We start from the raw sequence: 17,209 nt of genomic DNA on the forward strand, positions 1-17,209 counted from the left end.
GCTTTTAAATTTAATTTAAAATTTAATCCGTCGATAAATTTCTTTCATGGGAAGTTCTATATTTAAACTGTGCAGAAAAACTGACTGATCAATATGATCATTAGCTTTCAATTGCCAAAGATGGTTATTTTCTTCTTCCTGTTTATAATACTGCTCAATATAAGCTTCAGCTTGACTAACCAGTACATATTCACAAAAACTAGGAAGAGAACGATATTTTCTGAATTTATTCCCTCTATCATAACCTTCTGTTGAAGGTGAAAGAACTTCAATAATTAGGAGAGGATTGAGAATTTCATCCGTGCGATTATTATTAAACTCTGGTTCACCATTAATTACCATAACATCAGCATAGGTTCCATGATTAAAATTAGGAATCCAAACCCGCAAATCACCACCATAAAAACGAAAATCAGTATCTCTGAGCAAAAATCCCAAATAAATTAAAATATTACTAGCGATCGCACTATGAATTTCTGAACCTCCAGGCATAACAATAATCTCCCCATCGCGGTATTCGTGGCGTTCTTTAGCGATTTCCTCCATCTCTCTATACTCATTTGGAGTAAAGTGAGTTTTTGTGATCTCTGGGGTAATAATCGGCGGGTTGATATTAGCAATAACCATCATCTCACCTCCTGAATAATTAGAACTGAAACCATTATAACTTACAGCATCAGTCAGAATTTTAGACTGCATGAATATCTACACAAGGTTCACCTTGACAATGATTAACTTCCACAGCAACATGAGCAAGAGAAGGAATATCTTTGAGGAGATTTTTATAATATTCCGGTGTTTGTGGATAATGGGTAACTAAAGAAATTGTAGCAGCTAAATGATGCTGACCCACATACCAAATATGCAAATCTGTAACCTTATTATCAGCATTTTCTTCTATAGCATTAACAATAGCTAATTTGATTTGTTTATCACCTGATCCATCTAATAAAATTAAACCCGTATCACGCACCAAACCATAAGACCATTTAGCAATTACCGCAGCACCCACAAATCCCATTGCTGCATCCATCCACACCCAACCCAAAAATTTACCAGCAAATAAAGCAATAATCGCAAACACAGAAGTTAGTGCATCTGCCAAAACATGAATATAAGCAGCACGCAAATTATGATCTTGATGTTCATGATGATGATGTTCATGATGTTCATAATGATGATGTTCATGATGTTCATGATGATGATGTTCATGATGTTCATGATGATGATTATCTTGCAATAAAAAAGCACTGGCGATATTCACAACCAAGCCAATAATAGCCACACCAATTGCTTCATTAAAGTGAATATTTTGCGGTTCAAAAAACCGCCCCAGTGATTCCATTCCCATCACAAAAGCGATCACTGCCAACGCTACAGCACTAGCGAAACCACCCAAAACACTAACCTTTCCTGTGCCAAAAGTATACTTGGGATTATTGGCATTATTGCGTGCATATTGATAAGCAAAAATCGTAATTCCAAAAGCTGCAACATGAGTGGCCATGTGCCAACCATCAGCAAGCAAAGCCATCGAACCAAAAAACGTTCCTGCGGCAATTTCCGCAACCATTGTTAATGCCGTCAGCAGCATCACAATTTTAGTATTTTTTTCTGCCTGATTTTGATCTACAGAAAAATCGTGAGAATGCTGCCATTGTTCAAGGGTATGAATATGCACGGATTTTTTACACTCCTTGTAATAGGGGACTGGTGACTGGTGACTGGTGACTGGGTAGTAATTGATAATTACCAATTACCAATTACCAATTACCAGCCACAACTAGAAGTTGCATGATTTTGGATTAATGTCCTAATTTTGAGTTTAAAAATCCCTCGCAAATTCTGTCAAGAACTTCAAGGCTTTCAAAATATAATTAGCGCAATCTCTGGGTGAAGTGTTGTAAAATTGAGGCCATGCTAAACCTTTATCTTCATCATAGCGATCGCCCCGTTCAGGATTTTTTTCTAACCACGCTAACCGCACTGCGTGACCAATTAACACATCTAATACTATATAATCTTGAATTTGTAAATTAGGGTTATTCGCAGCTATAGCTCCTAACTCCATCAACGCTTCCACATTTACTTGGCGATATTCTGGCGCTTCAATTTTATTGAGTAAATGTTCAATTCTCAAGGCAAAATTTCTTTCACCCGCAGTCATTTCCGAAATCATCACCTCACTTTCTAAACGATTCCGTCTTTCCAACTTATCGCCAATCACCAAACCTTTACAATGGTGCATTAACAACCAAACTTGTTTAAAAAAGTCCTTGGGAACTCGATTTATTGCCCCTTCCGCTTGACGAAATCTCCGCCAATTTTCTGGAGTCACGGCAATTTCATCTTCACTAATTACAGGTTGCACTACCCAAGCAATATCACTTTCTTTTTGCTTAATATGCAGTGATTCTTGTTGACGTAATAAACCACTCACCCCACTATAACTTGTTAAAACTTTTTCCAAACGCAGTTTCACTTCATAAGGTGAAAGCTGCATCAGGTGATCATAAGCTTCGTCTTGGGTCACACCTAATTCTTGAGCTAATTCGCTAGTAATTAACAGAATTAAATAACCAACCCTCAGTGTTAAAAGTCCTTTAAATAATTCTGGTTCTGTTTTGATTAACACACCTAAATAAATGAGAATTTCTTGAGTTAAAACCCTGTCTCTGATATCTTCCCGACAGAAATTATTAATTTTCTCGGCAATTTCATGATGTGATTTTGGTACAATTATTAACGAAGCTTCACTATAAGCCCTACCTACAGCAATTTGTTTACCTCTTACCAAAATACTTGTCACCGCATCCGATAAACCAATATCCACCATTTGCCGTAAACCAGCAGCACGACGCACCACCGCCCACAAACCTAAATAACCTGCTTTAGTGTAAACTTCATCCAATAAATCACCCACTGTCACACTATAACCATCTTCACCATAACCAGTATCAAAATCCAAACCCTTTAACCGATTTAAAGTTTGCAGTAATTCAATTTGTTCATAGATATTTTCTGAGGAACGTAAATAACTTAGTAACAAATCTAAGTTAGTTTCACATTCCATTTGAAATTCTTGAGTATGTCCCAACCGCCAATTTTTCTCAGGCTGAGAAACCAAGTAATAACAACGTAATCTCGCATTTTTAACTGGAGGACAGAATAATTCTATATCTGTAATAAAATCAATTCTTTGAATTGCCCCAGTCAACATTAATTGATTTAACTTGCCTAATTTTACCTGCACACCACCGCAAACACCATTTTTCAGTTCTTGCATTAATGCTAATAATGCATCTGAACCTGTTTCTAGCATCGTGCGAGTAATCATCAATGTCAAAATAGGACGACCTAAATCACTCCAATATTTTTGGATATAAGCCAATTCACCTCTAATTTGATCCAACAGAAAATGATAATCTAGCGTTAAATAAAACTGCTGTGCATCTAAGAAAGCAGGTAAAAATACAACAGTTTGATTTTGAATTTTAAATATTCTGGAAGTTGTCAAACTCCGCAACCTTCGCACCGGACGACCTGTTAAACCTAATTGATCATTGCGCCCAATTTGCGTATAAATTTCTGATAATTCCCCAGCTTGTCTCACTTGAATGGGTTCTACTTGGTTGGGTGTTTGACTTTCAATGCCATATACTTCTAATTGTGCTTGCACTTCTTCATTTTCTGCCAATAAAGCAATTTGTATCATTGCTTCCCGTTTTTTACCCACGCACAAATGTCTACCCAAGGGATCAATATCACCTACTGCGATTAAACCTTCACTCAACATTTGCCCCAGAAAATACAAACTTTGCGCCCAAACTAAGGGGATATTTTCATTAGGTAATCTTGTTTGGGAATGGGGATTTAATTTCTCCGCTTCAATCTTTTCCTCTGGTACATAATACAATTCTGGTAATAACTGGAAACCATCTCTTTCTACCAGTAATGCTGCTAACAATTCTTGGTATTTTTGCACTTGTTCCTGGTCTTGACGAAAAATACCATCAAGCACTAAATAAGTGAAAAATAGCGGCCATTCACATTCAATATCCTCAAATTGTTTCAGTTCCCAAGGTTCATAATGTAACCGATGAGTATCTTCTAAAATTGTTTGATGTCCATCTCTGAGGAAGCGTTTACAGCCATATTTACCAGCTAATTTATTAATAATTTCCTTATATGTGCGTTCCCTCAGTTGTGCATCTTCAACAGCAAAAGCAGGATAGCTAATAATACTCAATAATGCAGCATCAACTTCTTTAGATGCAGACTCTCTTGGTAATAAAGATTCTAAAGTAATTCTCGCTCTAGAAATTTCATCTGGTAAAACATGAATTACTGATGCTTGACTACCATGCACACCAAATAAATTCAGTCCATTGATAGCTTCTAGTGCAGCTTTTGCCATTCCCAGAGAACTAGCATTTAATTCTGCCTTACCATGATTAATTTTATTACCTCGCTCCCAAATTCCATAATCTGGTGTGCGGTAAGCTCTACCAATGTAATAAACTAAATTTTGGACAAAGTTAACTTCATCCAAGGTAAAAATAATTGATAAACCTGCTGCTGTCATTTCTGCCAACATCAGCAAATATATAGATGTGGCATCTAGTTGTAAATGTCCCCATTCATCATCACCAACAACAATATCACCAGTAGCTGTGTTGTATTTGGCATGCAGTCCATCTAACAAAGATTGGGTATGTTTAAATTTTTCAACTTTATGCGCCTGTCGCATCATAGCGAAGAGCAAACCACGCATTAATTTAACAACACTATATTCAAGTTCGTAAGTACGTCCTTGATCATTATCTATTTTTCGGTATGCCAGTGCTAAACCCCAAACTGCCAAAATGCTATAAACATTGTCTCGCACCCAAGCATCAGTATAATCACCATGAGCGGTAATTGCGGTACTCGCAGGTAACAAACCCGTGATAGGATTTTGACGAGCGAGAATAATGGTTTTGATTTGTTGGTAGTAGTAATCTAAGCGAGTTGGCAGTTCTGTGGGTGTTTTCATAAGTAGGTAGGCATTAAAAATTGTCGTTATGGCAAGGCAGGAGGCAGAAGGCAGGAGGCAGAAGGGAATAGGTTTTTAGCAATTTTACATTTTTGTACTTGCTTGTTTTTTTTGTACCGACTTACTTAGTTTGTCAGTAAAGTTATAAATCAATTATACTCTGTAACTGTGACGTAAATTTCTCTTCCCAAGCAATCAATTAACTGGCAAATCATGAGGTAATTACATATCATAACCAGTTGTTATTTATATATGATTTTTTGGGTAACTAAATTGTGCTTTCAGTAAGTATATCTAATAATTTCCACTGACAACATTATTTGCTAACTTGTTCAAATCTTCATGATATTTACCGCTATTTTTCCCAAATTTAAGCTTTTCTTTGGTATTATAAAGTAAAGAGAAAAAAATACTCAATCAAGGCAATGCAAACTACAAACAACTTAAAAAACATCTTTCTATTATAGAGATCAACTGCCTTGAAGACCAGAAAAATTTGTAACAGACAAGAGAGGATATGTTATGTGTTTACGTTACAATGAAAACCACTCTCCTTTGCTCAAAGTAGTTTACTCCCAAGTAAAAGTTAATGGCAAAACTGAATTAGTACCCCTAGAACTATATGCTGATGGTTCGCTTAAACGCGGTAAGTCTTAAATCAAAATCAAACAAGAGTATTCCAGTACCGATGATCATATATTGCCCCAAGGTTATTTTTCCCAAGTGAATAATTAATTTATGGATATAGAGCCTGTTTTTTTGCAATTGCTAACCCCCCTGACATTTTCCGTTTGGGGGGTTTAAATTTGTTTGGGGGTGTAGGGGAGAATAATAACCCACCAATCACCAATTACCAATCACCAATTACCAATCACCAATTACCAATCACCAATTACCAATCACCAATTACCAATTACCAATGACAAATTTACAGTTCCTAATGGATGCCGAAAACGATATCATAAAAGGCATCACTTCAGACATCACAGACTGAACGCGCCATGAAAGTAGAAACTATTCGCACGACGTTAACGATCCCGAAAGAATTGTTAGAAGCGACTGATAAAGCTGTGTTAGAGGGGAAAGCCAAAAGTAGAAATGAGTTTGTGGTGCAAGCCTTGAAGCGAGAACTAGCAGCACAAAGGCGAGCCGAAATTGATGCCGCTTTAGCGGAAATGACCAGAGATCCAGATTATCAAGCAGAAGTTTTAAGAATGGAGGCGGAATTTGCTACGGCTCAATGGGAGGCGTTGCAGCTAGGGGAATCTCCACGATGAGAAGGGGTGAAGTGTACGATGCGCGTCTAGAAATGACTGAAGGTTCAGAACAAGGAGGAACTCGCCCCGTAATTATTGTCAGTCGTGACGTAATTAATTTATCTAGCCCAGTTGTTTTGGCAGTACCTTGCACGACTTATCAAACCGGCAAGCGGGTTTACCCCACTCAAGTTTTAATTTTAGCACCAGATGGCGGACTGAGAAAAGACTCGATCGCAATGGCAGATCAGGTGCGGGTATTATCTAAAACGCGCTTTTTGCGATTACGAGGTGTACTTTCTGACGCAGTAATGGCACATCTAGCACAGGCTTTATTAATCGCTTTGGATCTACCAGGGGAAGTAGATATAGCAGGTGACAGGTGACAGGTGACAGCAAGAAGGGAATAAATAGGGAGTGAAGAAGATTTTAGATTGGAGATAACAAAAACAATCCAAAATCCAAAATCCAAAATCCAAAATAAAAAAGTCCTGCCTCCTGTTGCCATAAAATATGTGGAGACACGAATTTAATCATGTCCCCACATAAAGCTTTGTATGTGTTTGTATGAGCTGTAAAATCAGCGACGTTTGGCAGTGCTGCGTTTAAGTTCACGGGTTTCGTCTTCTCGACGACGGCGATCGCGCCAATCTGCCAAGGTTAAATAGACTACACCACCTGTAACTCCTACCAGCAGCACTAGGGCAACTATAGCCAAAATACTCAGTAATGGACTTTCCACGATTCCTCTAGAGTCCGTTCCGTCCCCAGACTACCATAGAAATCGACCAAGTGAACACAACCAGAAGTGATACCCAACCTAGTGTCAAAATCATAGTTCTACTTTTCAAATAATTGCAAAAGGTTTCTAATGTTTATCATACCGGGAAAAGGCGGTAGATTGTTCATTGGTGTTTACAGAAGGCTGGCCAGGTTTATGGAACTCATGCAAGAAAGGTTAGAATCTGTCAAAGCAGGTGTTATTGGTAGTTTATCCGTTGGTTCTGCTTTCTTAGTTACGACTGTTGTTAATGGGTTGTTGCTAAAGCAGTATTTTCCTATACTGAATATTCATCAAGGTTCGTCAATTGATTTACAAATAATTAATTTACAAATTTCACAAATTTCACAAATTTCACAAATAATTAATTCACCAATTAATTTACAATTTATACTTAGTGCTGTAATTGCAGGTTTTTCTGGTTTTCTATTTGGTGTCACCTATCGCTATATCATCAGAGTAGATAAAAATAGTCACCTTAAATCTGGTGCGGTATTTGCTTTTGGTTTAGTACGCGGATTAACTCAAATAGAATTTGGTTGGAGTTTCAATAATGCAATTTTACCTTTTTTAATCTTAGCCGCAGAGAGTATTTTCTGGTTTGCCTTAGCAGTTACTCTTCTCGATCTTGCTATTTCTCTAACTTGGTTAAAACCATTTATAGGGAATAGGCAATAGTTAAGGAATTTCTCCCCAATCACCAATCACCAATCAAATTGATTATTTTACATCTGTCACCCGCCAGCTTAATTTGAGGTTAACCCAGAAATTCCAAATTGTTGCTACTGCGATCGCAATCAAGTTAGCAATATACTGATTAGGAATCAAGAAATTATAAACAACATTCAAAACCAAAACATTAATTACCAATCCTGCTAAACAAACCACATTAAATTTTAAAAACCTCTTAATGCGTTGTTTCCATCCTTTTTGCTGCATGGACACATCTGCAAATGTCCAAGCATCATTCCACAGGAAATTATTAAAAATGGCAATTTCACCAGCAATTATTTTACTGCGAGTTAAAGGTAAAGCCAAAGTAGAAGCATCACTGAGTAAATAAAGCACTGCCATATCTACAAACACCCCACTCAAACCCACTAAACCAAAGCGGATAAATTTGCCAATGGGGAAATCTATTCTGCAACTTATTTTACCTAACCTGCCAGTAGATACCCGTAAACGAATTAAATGTTGAATATACTCAACATATTGCTTCCACGTTACTTTACTTTCTCCTTCTGTTCTTTCGCGGAAGACATAACCCGCTTCAGCAATTTCTCTAACGTTACCTCTACCGATCACCTCCAAAAGAATTTTATACCCCACAGGATTCATCGTAGCACCAGCGATCGCACTTCGACGCACCATAAAATAACCACTCATCGGGTCAGTAACTCTACCCAATACCCCTGGTAAAATAATCAACCCTAAAACCTGCGCCCCACGGGATAAAAACCGCCTCACCACACTCCAACTACTGACACCACCACCCTCAACGTGACGACTAGCTAAAGCCAAATCCGCCCCTTGTTCTATTTTTTGTAATAGTTGTAATAATACTTCTGGTGGATGCTGCAAATCTCCATCAATCACACCCAAAACACGACCTTTAGCGGCTTGCCAACCTCTAACTACCGCTGAAGAAAGCCCCCTTTCGTCTTGACGACGCATTACCCGCAACTGCGGATAATCAAGTATCAAAGATTGTGCTACCTGCCAGGTGAGGTCCGGGCTGTCATCATCAACTACAATTAATTCATAATTATTAGGTATCGCTGCATCTAGTAAACCAGTGAGGATATTGATGATATTCTCGATATTATCACGCTCTTTGTAAGTAGGAATTACCAGAGATAGGAGAAGATCATTGTTTCTAGCTACAACATCACTAGGTGGATGTTCCGCAATCTTTAATAAACCAGTAGGAACGTTTAATAGGGAATGAGAGGCATCGAAGTCCATAAATTAAAATTTCAAATATTTTAGTCTAAAAAATTAATTATTTTATTTATTTTATTTGCAAAAACTATAGGCATCCGGTTTGATATCTGAAATTATTTATTTAGGTAGATAAAAGGTACTCATGCACAATAAAACAGACGTTTGGAGGATGTTTAAAAAGTCTCACTTGGGTGATGAGAAATTACATCTACACAGCCAAAGCTACCTATACAGGTTTGAAACCCCTAATTTTTCCTTAGTTTACTGGTGAATTTTGTTTGTGTGGTAGCGATTTATATTCGCCTATAGCGTTAGCCCTCAACTTTTTAGAAAACCTCTTAAAAACCAATTTAACATATAGCCAAAGCATTAAAATAGTAAGTTAGCTTTTAATTCATTCCATTCATACATTAATAAAATTTTAAATAGCTGTGACTAATATAACCTTGGATTCTATTCTTGAGTGTTCCTTGCTAGGGTTTAATATATCACCATCTGAGGCAGTAGTTTTATTAAACCAAACTGACCAGGAATCTGTAAATACTATTCGGGAAACTGCTGACAAACTGCGACAAAAACAAGCTGGTGAGACTGTTACTTACGTAATCAACCGTAACATTAATTTTACTAACATTTGTGAACAGCACTGTAGTTTTTGTGCATTCAGAAGGGATGATGGTGATACGGATGCTTACTGGTTAGATTGGGCGCAGATTTTAGAAAAATCTACAGATGCAGTGCGTCGAGGGGCTACAGAAATCTGTATGCAAGGGGGATTAAACCCACAAGCACAAATTAACGGTAAATCCTTACCTTATTACATTAAATTGGTAGAAACCATTAAACAAGAGTTTCCCCAGCTACATTTACACGCCTTTTCGCCCCAGGAAATCCAGTTTATTGCTAGAGTTGACGGAATTTCCTATACTCATGTCATAGAAGCTTTACGTGATGCGGGTGTGGGTTCAATGCCAGGAACAGCAGCCGAGGTGTTAGATGATCAAGTGAGAAAAGTATTATGTCCTGAAAAAATAGATACTGCAACTTGGTTAGAAATTGTCAGTACAGCGCACAAATTAGGTGTACCAACTACGAGTACCATGTTATCGGGGCATATTGAAACACCGGAACAGCAAATAGGACATTTAGAAAAATTGCGATCGCTGCAACAAACAGCCTTAGAAAAAGGATACCCAGCCAAAATTACAGAATTTATTTTATTACCCTTTGTGGGTCAAGAAGCACCTAAATCCTTACGTCGTCGAGTAGGAAGAGATCAACCAGTATTAGCAGATGCACTTTTACTCACTGCGGTAGCAAGGATATTCTTAGGAAACTGCATACCTAACCATCAACCAAGTTGGGTAAAATTAGGGTTAGCTGGGGCGACAGAAGCCTTAACTTGGGGTTGTAACGATATTGGCGGTACTTTGATGGAAGAACACATTACCACAATGGCCGGGGCTATTGGTGGTACGTGCATGGAAGTAGAAACCCTGGAAAATGCGATCGCCTCCCTCAACAGACCTTATCAACAACGGAATACTTTATATGAGGTGATTGGTGATTAGGGATTGGTGATTGGGAAAAATAAAAAATATAAGTAATTACCCATTACCCAGTCACCAGTCACCAGTCACCAGTCCCCTATTCCCTGATACGATGGACTGTGATTTACGTATTTAATTAATGGATATGAAGCATTATTGGTCGCGTCTGCTGGCACTACTTTTAGTAGTCACCATCGGTTTAATGGGTTGTTCTGGCAGTCCAGACGGCTTAACCGGAGATTATCGTCAAGACACCTTGGCCGTAGTCAAAGTCTTAAAACAAGCCGTAGAATTATCACCAGATGATCCTAATAAAGCAGCAATACAAGCAGAAGCACGTCAAAAAATCAATGACTTTTCTGCACGTTATCAAAGATCCAATGCCGTTTCTGGCTTGAGTTCCTTTACAACCATGAGAACCGCCCTGAACGCTTTAGCTGGACATTACAGTTCCTACCCTAACCGTCCCATACCTGAAAAGCTGAAAAATCGCCTAGAACAAGAATTTGCTCGTGTTGAAGCGGTCGTTAACCGTGGTGGTTAATTATTAGGCAAAAGTTGATAATTTGCAAATATTCTTAATAGCAGGCTTGGCCTGCTTTTTATGCAAAAATTTCTCTAGATTCATGAATATTTCTCCTATACGGGCGAAGCATTCAGGCGATAAATTATCAATTTTGATCACAGGTTATTGTCCTGTAAGAGCGTTTGCGAAGCGTGCTGGAAGCATCAGCATTCGGGTGATAAATTATCAATTGTGATCACAATTTTCCTGTAAGGGCGAAGCATTCGGCCGATAAATTATCAATTTTGATCACAGGTTATTGTCCGAATGCTTCGCCCCTACGACTCCTTAAATAAATTTTTCCTGTTGCCATACATTAATTAAGTAAGAAATTTAGCAAAAGATAGATCAATTAAGGTTAATTAAGAAATATGTACAAAACTCCTTTCAACTTTCCCACACCAAGATTATTGCGTCGCAGTCTATTTGCTGTTTTGTTTAGCAGTAGTATGTTAATTCCTAACTTTAGCACTCAACCAGCAGCAGCACAAGTAATGGAGTTATGTCAATTATCACCAAAAGCAGTTAAACAAAAAGAAGAACTACGTTTATCAGCCATTAAAGGCAATAAAGACGCTCAAAGTCGTTATCACAGAATCCTCAAAGAACACGCAGAAGAATTACAAAATTGTCGCCGTCAAAATTGGCCACAAACTCAAGCTATCTGGTTACGTTTGTATCCCTGTGACTCTCAGCCAGGAGCAATTGATCAGATAATGGATCATATAGTCAATAGTGGCTATAACCAAGTTTATTTAGAAGCATTTTATGATGGACAGGTATTGTTACCAGTAGCAAATAATCCCACAGTTTGGCCATCTGTAGTTCGCACTCCTGGTAAAGAAAAAGTCGATTTATTAGCTGAAGGAATTAAAAAAGGACAAGCAAGAGGATTAAAAGTTTATGCTTGGATGTTTACAATAAATTTTGGCTACACTTATGGTCAAATTGAGAGTAGAAAAGATGCGATCGCTCGTAATGGAAAAGGTCAAACTAGCATAGAAGTTGTAGATAACCGTTCCCAAGTATTTGTAGACCCCTATAACACCCAAGCAAAAACCGATTTTTACCGCATGGTACAAGAAATAATGCGTCGTCGTCCTGATGGCTTATTATTAGACTATGTACGCTATCCCCGACAAGCTGGAACTGATTCCATAGCTACAAAAGTTGGCGATTTATGGTTATTTACTCCGGCAATTCAAGAAGCTTTATTGCGTCGTGCCAAAAATAATAAAGGACTAGAATTAATTCGCCGGTTTTTAAGTAAAGGATACATCACAGCAGGAGATATAGGAGAAGTTGATCAACTTTATCCCCAAGAAGATGAACCAATGTGGGAAGGTCGTATTCCTCCAGTTGCAGAAAAATCATTACTCACAGCAAACGATAAACAACCAATTTTACAAACAGATTTATGGCTTTTGGCAGTTGCTCACGCCATGCAAGGTATATTAGATTTTGTTGCCCTAGCTAGTTATCCAGCCACACAAAATAATATTCCAGCGGGAGTAGTATTTTTCCCAGAAGGTAATCAAACAATAGGAAAAGGTTATGATTCCCGTTTACAACCTTGGGATAGATTTCCTAATACTTTAGAATGGCATCCTATGTCCTATGCGACTTGTGGAAATGCTAATTGTATTATGGACCAATTGCAAAGAGTTTTAAGTATGGCGCAACCAGGTACAAAAGTTATTCCTGCTTTAGCTGGTAAATGGGGAGAACCAATAACAGGCCGTCCATCTTTAGAACAACAAATGGCAGCTTTAAGGAGATTTGCACCTCAAATTAATGCAGTTAGTCATTTTGCCTATTCTTGGCAACATCCAGAACTAGATGGCCAGCGGAAATTTTGTAAATCTCAGTGATATTACGTCTATTTGAATAGGAATTAATCATATAGCCCAAATATTGGTTTTCGTGTAGTCTGTGAGGTTGGGAGGATTCTTCAGTAGCCTTTTATACTTTTCTTCTTTTTCCCTTTGCACTTTTTCTTTTTTACTTTTTTCAGCGTAGCGAAGCGTTAAAATTTTGTTTTGGAAAATAGAGTCTGTATAATTAACGAAATGCTTTCTTTGTCCTTAGAGAATGTTTTAAGATTGGTATACCGTCATTTTTATCACATTGCTACCCCTTCACCTTTTGTAAAATAGTAGTAAAGATATTTGATACACTATAAGACACTTTTCAAACAAACTCTTATAATTAAGTTAACTAAATTAAACAGATAAATAAATGCGTAAACAAGTTATCGAATATACATCTCCACTAGATGCGTTGATTGCCCTTACCAAACAGTTAAATGTTTATGAAATCAAGTACCAAATGAGTTCAGAAGATTTTTTTGCCAAATATAGCCAGGGAGAAACTTCTGATGATGAAGTGTTTGTCGAATGGGCAGGAAATTATCAGCATTATCTAGCTTTACACCAAGAAATAACCAGCAAACTCCAAGATGTCGCGTAAAATTATCCAAGGGTATTTAGATGAAGTTGAGCAACTTTTAATTAATTGCTCTAACGTATATATTGAGGAGTATAGTGCGGTAATTTTAACGCCAGAGCGTGCTAATCTCCGTATTAGAATACGTTTTGCAATTAAATATTTACTAGCAGTTAGTGAAGCATTTGTTGTTGTAAATAATCAGATTGAATATGTTGATTACCGCTATCACTTTCAAGCCCACATTCCGCACCCCCCAGTGTCACAATCGGTAATTTCGGATTTTTGAAGACCTTTGAGGATAATTTTAATACAAAATGGTCTAAAGTTTAGGTAGCGATCGCCAATCTCAAATCCCCAAATGACCATTTTTCGTTGTGTGACAGTTTAGGGTGCGGAAGGTGGGTTCAAGATGAGCAAAATAGTCTAATTTTTCGTTATGACAGTACACCACACTTTCCCAACTTGCCTAGTTTCCCCCACCATAAACATCTTTTTGGCAATGTAATTGCTTGCGAAAAGCCACATATAGCTGATGTTCTACAAGAAGTGATGGAGTTTTTAAAGTAGGAATACTATATAGCAATAATGTTCAGATATTTGTTTTACGGCTGCAACACTACTTCGTCTCCATCCAATTATCACCCGCACGCACATCAACAACCAAAGGAACACTTAAACTCACCGCATTTTCCATCACCGACTTAATTTGTAATTGCAATTCTTCCCATTCTTGGGGAGGAACTTCAAACACTAATTCATCATGTACCTGTAACAACAACCGCGCTTGATATCTTCTTAAAACTTCATGTATTCTAACCATTGCAATTTTAATAATATCCGCACTCGAACCTTGAATTGGTGCATTTGCAGCAGAACGCAATAACCCCGCATCATAAGCACCCAAATTTTTCAACTTACTCAAATCAATATCTTCTAAATTTCTACCTCTTAACTCTTTCAAGGTTTTAGTAGTAAAATCAAAATAACGTCTTCTTCCCAAAATTGTTTCTACATATCCTTGAGAAATAGCTTGTTTTTTTACACCCTCCAAATATTTAAATACTTGGGGATATCGTTCATTAAATCTCTTAATAAATTCATTTGCAGTATTCTTATCCACACCTGTAGAACGGGAAAATTTTAAATAACCCATTCCGTAAATTACACCAAAATTAATTGTTTTCGCAAAACGTCTTTCTTCTGATGTCACTTCATCTTTTTCAAAGACTAATTTTGCTGTTACTGTATGAATATCCTCGTTATTTTGATAAGCTTGAATTAATACAGGTTCTTGACTCAAATGTGCTAAAATTCTTAACTCAATTTGTGAATAGTCAGCAGCAACCATTAACCAACCAGATTGGGGTAAAAACGCTTTTCTAATTTGTCTACTAAAAGCGGTACGAATGGGAATATTTTGTAAATTAGGATTAGAAGAAGATAACCTACCTGTTGCAGTTACAGTTTGATTAAAATCAGTATGTAACCGTTGACTTTTGGGATGTACTAATGCTGGTAAAGCATCTACATAGGTAGATTTTAATTTTGATAAAGTTCGATATTCAATAATCGCATCAACCAAACCTGTGGTATCAACTTCTTGGAGTTTTTCTAAAGTTGCAGCATCGGTAGAATAACCAGTTTGAATTTTGCGGGAATATTTGGTACTTAAAGCAAGTTTATCAAACAAAATATAACTCAATTGTTTAGGAGAACCTAAATTAAATGTTTCTCCCGCAATTTCTGTTGCTTTTGTTTCTAAAACTGCTAAATCTGATTCTAACAACTGAGACAATTCTTGTAAATAACCGGAATTAATTCTCACCCCTGTATATTCCATTTCTGCTAAAACTGTTTCTAGGGGTTGTTCTACCTCTAGCAATAATTTCTCTAATGCTGGTATTTGATTTAATTCATTTCGCAATTTATCAACTAATTGAAATGTGGCATAAACTTGAGTTCCACAATAATATGCTACTGTATTTATGCCAATATCAGCAATAGTTTTTTGTATTTCTTTTTTCCCTGCTTTGGGTACAATATCATTATATTCTGTGAGTTGTAATCCCAAATATCTTAAAGATAAATCACTTAAATTATGGGTATTATCGGGATTTAGCAAATAACTTGCTAACATAGTATCAAATACCACCCCTGTTAAATTAATTCCCTGACATTTGAAAATTAATCTATCAAATTTGGCATTTTGAAATGTTTTCGGATAATCTGCATTTTCTAAAATTGGACGTAGTTTTGATAATACTACATCTAACTGTAAATTATTGCCACTATTGCCTATTTTATGACCAACGGGAATATAAGCAACTTCATTTTCTCCTGTTCCCCAACAACAACCGATTCCTACTAAAGCTGCATCTCTTGGTTCTAAATCTGTAGTTTCTGTATCCCACGCAACGGGTTTTTCTGGGTTAGTACATTTTTCTAAAATGCTCACTAATTCTTCTAATTTTTCTGTTGTATCAATAATCCGAATTGGCATTTTTTCATGATGATATTTTTCAGCATTCGCTGTATCTTCCGCACTAAAAAACCATACTTCATTATCTTCTTCAGATGCAATATTAATCTGGTTATTTTTGATAGTTTCGGTTTTGGTTTCTGTAACTTCTCCCCCGAATTTTGCTTGGAGTTCGTTGATTTGTTCTAAGAATTTCTTAAATTCTAATTTCTCTAAAATGGGAATTAAATTAGCAGTATCAAAACCCTTTAAATGACAATCTTCTAAATTAACTTCTAAAGGTACATCTACAACTATTTTGGCTAAATATTGAGAATGCAGTGCATCTTCTTTACCTGCAATTAATTTTTGATGATTTGCACCTGTTATTTCATCTATTTTAGCGTAAATTTCATCTAAAGAATGATAAGTATTTAATAATTTTACTGCTGTTTTTTCCCCAATTCCTTTAACTCCAGGAATATTATCAGATTTATCCCCGCAAAGGGCTTTAAAATCTACAATTTGTGTAGGGAAAACACCTAACTTTTCTTGAACTTGTGCTGCTTGAAATTCCGTGATACTATTGGTAGAACGTTTTAAAGCTTCAGGACTAAAATTTAAAACTGTAATCCCTTTTTTTTCATCAATTAGTTGAAATAAATCCCTATCTCCTGATAAAATCTTCACTCGATAACCAGCAGCAGCAGCTTTTTCGGCTAAAGTTCCTAATACATCATCTGCTTCATAACCTGGTTGTGTAATAATCGGTATATTTAAAGCTGTTAATAAATCATTCAGGTTTTCTACATCGGGAATAAAATCTTCCGGTGTTTCTGCTCTTCCCGCTTTATAATTATCATCTGCTTCATGGCGAAATGTAGGCGCTGCTAAATCAAACGCTACTGCTATTGCTTGTGGATTTTCGCTTTTTAATACTTCTAATAAACATTTAATAAAACCAAAACATACGCTGGTAGGAATACCTGTTTTTGTACGCAGCCCGCCATCTCTACCTTTAGCAAAAGCGAAGTAGGAACGAAAAGCTAAAGAATGTCCATCTACAAGGATAATAGTAGGATTGGTTGTAGTTGCAGAATCTGAAATCACTGAATTAGTCGAGTTTGGGAACATAGCCTATTTTAACTATTGCTGATCGCCTGTTACTCTCT

Annotated in this window: 17 protein-coding genes; 10 read left to right on the forward strand and 7 right to left on the reverse strand. The window is 36.9% G+C overall.

The window, feature by feature from the left end:
* Positions 1 to 15: 15 nt before the first annotated feature.
* The 3 genes from H6F45_RS06940 to H6F45_RS06950 all read right to left on the reverse strand — a co-directional run bounded on the left by H6F45_RS06940 (position 16) and on the right by H6F45_RS06950 (position 5,035).
* Positions 16 to 627, reverse strand: a complete 612-nt coding sequence (locus H6F45_RS06940) for a Uma2 family endonuclease (RefSeq protein WP_190346866.1) — start codon at positions 625 to 627, stop codon at positions 16 to 18.
* A 61-nt stretch (positions 628 to 688) separates the two neighbouring features.
* The gene (dmeF, locus tag H6F45_RS06945; protein ID WP_199291089.1) at positions 689 to 1,756 is read right to left on the reverse strand and encodes a CDF family Co(II)/Ni(II) efflux transporter DmeF; all 1,068 of its coding nucleotides are present in this window, start codon (positions 1,754 to 1,756) and stop codon (positions 689 to 691) included.
* Between the two features lie 69 nt (positions 1,757 to 1,825).
* Positions 1,826 to 5,035, reverse strand: a complete 3,210-nt coding sequence (locus H6F45_RS06950; protein WP_096570631.1) for a glycoside hydrolase family 15 protein — start codon at positions 5,033 to 5,035, stop codon at positions 1,826 to 1,828.
* A 522-nt stretch (positions 5,036 to 5,557) separates the two neighbouring features.
* On the opposite strand from H6F45_RS06950, the gene H6F45_RS26945 reads away from it, so the two are divergent.
* The 3 genes from H6F45_RS26945 (at position 5,558) to H6F45_RS06960 (ending at position 6,677) form a co-directional block, all read left to right on the forward strand.
* Positions 5,558 to 5,692, forward strand: coding sequence for a hypothetical protein (locus H6F45_RS26945; protein ID WP_255427049.1), 135 nt, complete (start codon positions 5,558 to 5,560; stop codon positions 5,690 to 5,692).
* Between the two features lie 344 nt (positions 5,693 to 6,036).
* Positions 6,037 to 6,312 (forward strand): ribbon-helix-helix domain-containing protein, encoded by a 276-nt coding sequence (locus tag H6F45_RS06955; protein ID WP_096570629.1) that lies wholly within the window; start codon positions 6,037 to 6,039, stop codon positions 6,310 to 6,312.
* Positions 6,309 to 6,677 (forward strand): type II toxin-antitoxin system PemK/MazF family toxin, encoded by a 369-nt coding sequence (locus H6F45_RS06960; protein ID WP_187039041.1) that lies wholly within the window; start codon positions 6,309 to 6,311, stop codon positions 6,675 to 6,677. Before H6F45_RS06955 ends, H6F45_RS06960 begins: the two co-directional genes overlap by 4 nt.
* Before the next feature lie 194 nt (positions 6,678 to 6,871).
* Here the strand turns inward: H6F45_RS06960 and H6F45_RS06965 are convergent, their stop codons facing one another.
* Both H6F45_RS06965 and petN read right to left on the reverse strand, forming a co-directional pair.
* Entirely contained in the window at positions 6,872 to 7,033 is a 162-nt protein-coding gene (locus tag H6F45_RS06965) for a hypothetical protein (RefSeq protein ID WP_096570625.1), read from the reverse strand.
* 7 nt (positions 7,034 to 7,040) lie between these two features.
* Entirely contained in the window at positions 7,041 to 7,127 is an 87-nt protein-coding gene (gene petN, locus H6F45_RS06970) for a cytochrome b6-f complex subunit PetN (RefSeq protein ID WP_013189847.1), read from the reverse strand.
* Positions 7,128 to 7,228: 101 nt separating this feature from the next.
* Between petN and H6F45_RS06975 the strand changes: the two genes are divergently transcribed.
* Positions 7,229 to 7,750, forward strand: coding sequence for a hypothetical protein (locus tag H6F45_RS06975; protein ID WP_190346832.1), 522 nt, complete (start codon positions 7,229 to 7,231; stop codon positions 7,748 to 7,750).
* Between the two features lie 42 nt (positions 7,751 to 7,792).
* On the opposite strand, the gene H6F45_RS06980 is transcribed toward H6F45_RS06975, so the two are convergent.
* Positions 7,793 to 9,037, reverse strand: a complete 1,245-nt coding sequence (locus H6F45_RS06980; RefSeq protein ID WP_190346833.1) for a glycosyltransferase — start codon at positions 9,035 to 9,037, stop codon at positions 7,793 to 7,795.
* Between the two features lie 410 nt (positions 9,038 to 9,447).
* Here H6F45_RS06980 and cofH point away from each other — a divergent pair, with 410 nt between their 5' ends.
* From cofH to H6F45_RS26425, 6 genes are all read left to right on the forward strand, one after another.
* Positions 9,448 to 10,587: a 7,8-didemethyl-8-hydroxy-5-deazariboflavin synthase subunit CofH gene (gene cofH / locus H6F45_RS06985; RefSeq protein WP_190346834.1), complete on the forward strand. Its 1,140-nt coding sequence runs from the start codon at positions 9,448 to 9,450 to the stop codon at positions 10,585 to 10,587.
* Positions 10,588 to 10,711: 124 nt separating this feature from the next.
* On the forward strand, positions 10,712 to 11,110 hold the full coding sequence (gene psb27 / locus H6F45_RS06990; RefSeq protein ID WP_190346867.1) for a photosystem II protein Psb27: 399 nt from the start codon (positions 10,712 to 10,714) through the stop codon (positions 11,108 to 11,110).
* 392 nt (positions 11,111 to 11,502) lie between these two features.
* Entirely contained in the window at positions 11,503 to 13,002 is a 1,500-nt protein-coding gene (locus tag H6F45_RS06995) for a family 10 glycosylhydrolase (RefSeq protein ID WP_190346835.1), read from the forward strand.
* Positions 13,003 to 13,369: 367 nt separating this feature from the next.
* Positions 13,370 to 13,600: an antitoxin TumA gene (gene tumA / locus H6F45_RS07000; RefSeq protein WP_027401476.1), complete on the forward strand. Its 231-nt coding sequence runs from the start codon at positions 13,370 to 13,372 to the stop codon at positions 13,598 to 13,600.
* Positions 13,590 to 13,865 (forward strand): toxin TumE, encoded by a 276-nt coding sequence (tumE, locus tag H6F45_RS07005; RefSeq protein WP_242052564.1) that lies wholly within the window; start codon positions 13,590 to 13,592, stop codon positions 13,863 to 13,865. The genes tumA and tumE overlap by 11 nt, the downstream gene beginning before the upstream one ends.
* A 176-nt stretch (positions 13,866 to 14,041) precedes the next feature.
* Positions 14,042 to 14,146 carry a hypothetical protein gene (locus H6F45_RS26425; RefSeq protein ID WP_242052565.1) on the forward strand — a complete coding sequence of 35 codons (105 nt, stop codon included), beginning with the start codon at positions 14,042 to 14,044 and terminating at the stop codon, positions 14,144 to 14,146.
* Between the two features lie 49 nt (positions 14,147 to 14,195).
* Here the strand turns inward: H6F45_RS26425 and polA are convergent, their stop codons facing one another.
* Positions 14,196 to 17,171 (reverse strand): DNA polymerase I, encoded by a 2,976-nt coding sequence (gene polA, locus H6F45_RS07010; protein ID WP_190346836.1) that lies wholly within the window; start codon positions 17,169 to 17,171, stop codon positions 14,196 to 14,198.
* Positions 17,172 to 17,209 lie beyond the last annotated feature (38 nt).

Source organism: Sphaerospermopsis sp. FACHB-1194 (assembly GCF_014696235.1).
Classification (GTDB): domain Bacteria; phylum Cyanobacteriota; class Cyanobacteriia; order Cyanobacteriales; family Nostocaceae; genus Sphaerospermopsis; species Sphaerospermopsis kisseleviana.

Coding starts and splice junctions, on each gene's coding strand:
- H6F45_RS06940 (WP_190346866.1), bottom strand. CDS start 627: ATGGTTATTGCTAATATCAACCCGCCGATTATTACCCCAGAGATCACA.
- H6F45_RS06950 (WP_096570631.1), bottom strand. CDS start 5,035: ATGAAAACACCCACAGAACTGCCAACTCGCTTAGATTACTACTACCAA.
- H6F45_RS26945 (WP_255427049.1), top strand. CDS start 5,558: ATGTGTTTACGTTACAATGAAAACCACTCTCCTTTGCTCAAAGTAGTT.
- H6F45_RS06955 (WP_096570629.1), top strand. CDS start 6,037: ATGAAAGTAGAAACTATTCGCACGACGTTAACGATCCCGAAAGAATTG.
- H6F45_RS06960 (WP_187039041.1), top strand. CDS start 6,309: ATGAGAAGGGGTGAAGTGTACGATGCGCGTCTAGAAATGACTGAAGGT.
- petN (WP_013189847.1), bottom strand. CDS start 7,127: ATGATTTTGACACTAGGTTGGGTATCACTTCTGGTTGTGTTCACTTGG.
- H6F45_RS06975 (WP_190346832.1), top strand. CDS start 7,229: ATGGAACTCATGCAAGAAAGGTTAGAATCTGTCAAAGCAGGTGTTATT.
- H6F45_RS06980 (WP_190346833.1), bottom strand. CDS start 9,037: ATGGACTTCGATGCCTCTCATTCCCTATTAAACGTTCCTACTGGTTTA.
- psb27 (WP_190346867.1), top strand. CDS start 10,712: ATGAAGCATTATTGGTCGCGTCTGCTGGCACTACTTTTAGTAGTCACC.
- H6F45_RS06995 (WP_190346835.1), top strand. CDS start 11,503: ATGTACAAAACTCCTTTCAACTTTCCCACACCAAGATTATTGCGTCGC.
- tumA (WP_027401476.1), top strand. CDS start 13,370: ATGCGTAAACAAGTTATCGAATATACATCTCCACTAGATGCGTTGATT.
- tumE (WP_242052564.1), top strand. CDS start 13,590: ATGTCGCGTAAAATTATCCAAGGGTATTTAGATGAAGTTGAGCAACTT.
- polA (WP_190346836.1), bottom strand. CDS start 17,171: ATGTTCCCAAACTCGACTAATTCAGTGATTTCAGATTCTGCAACTACA.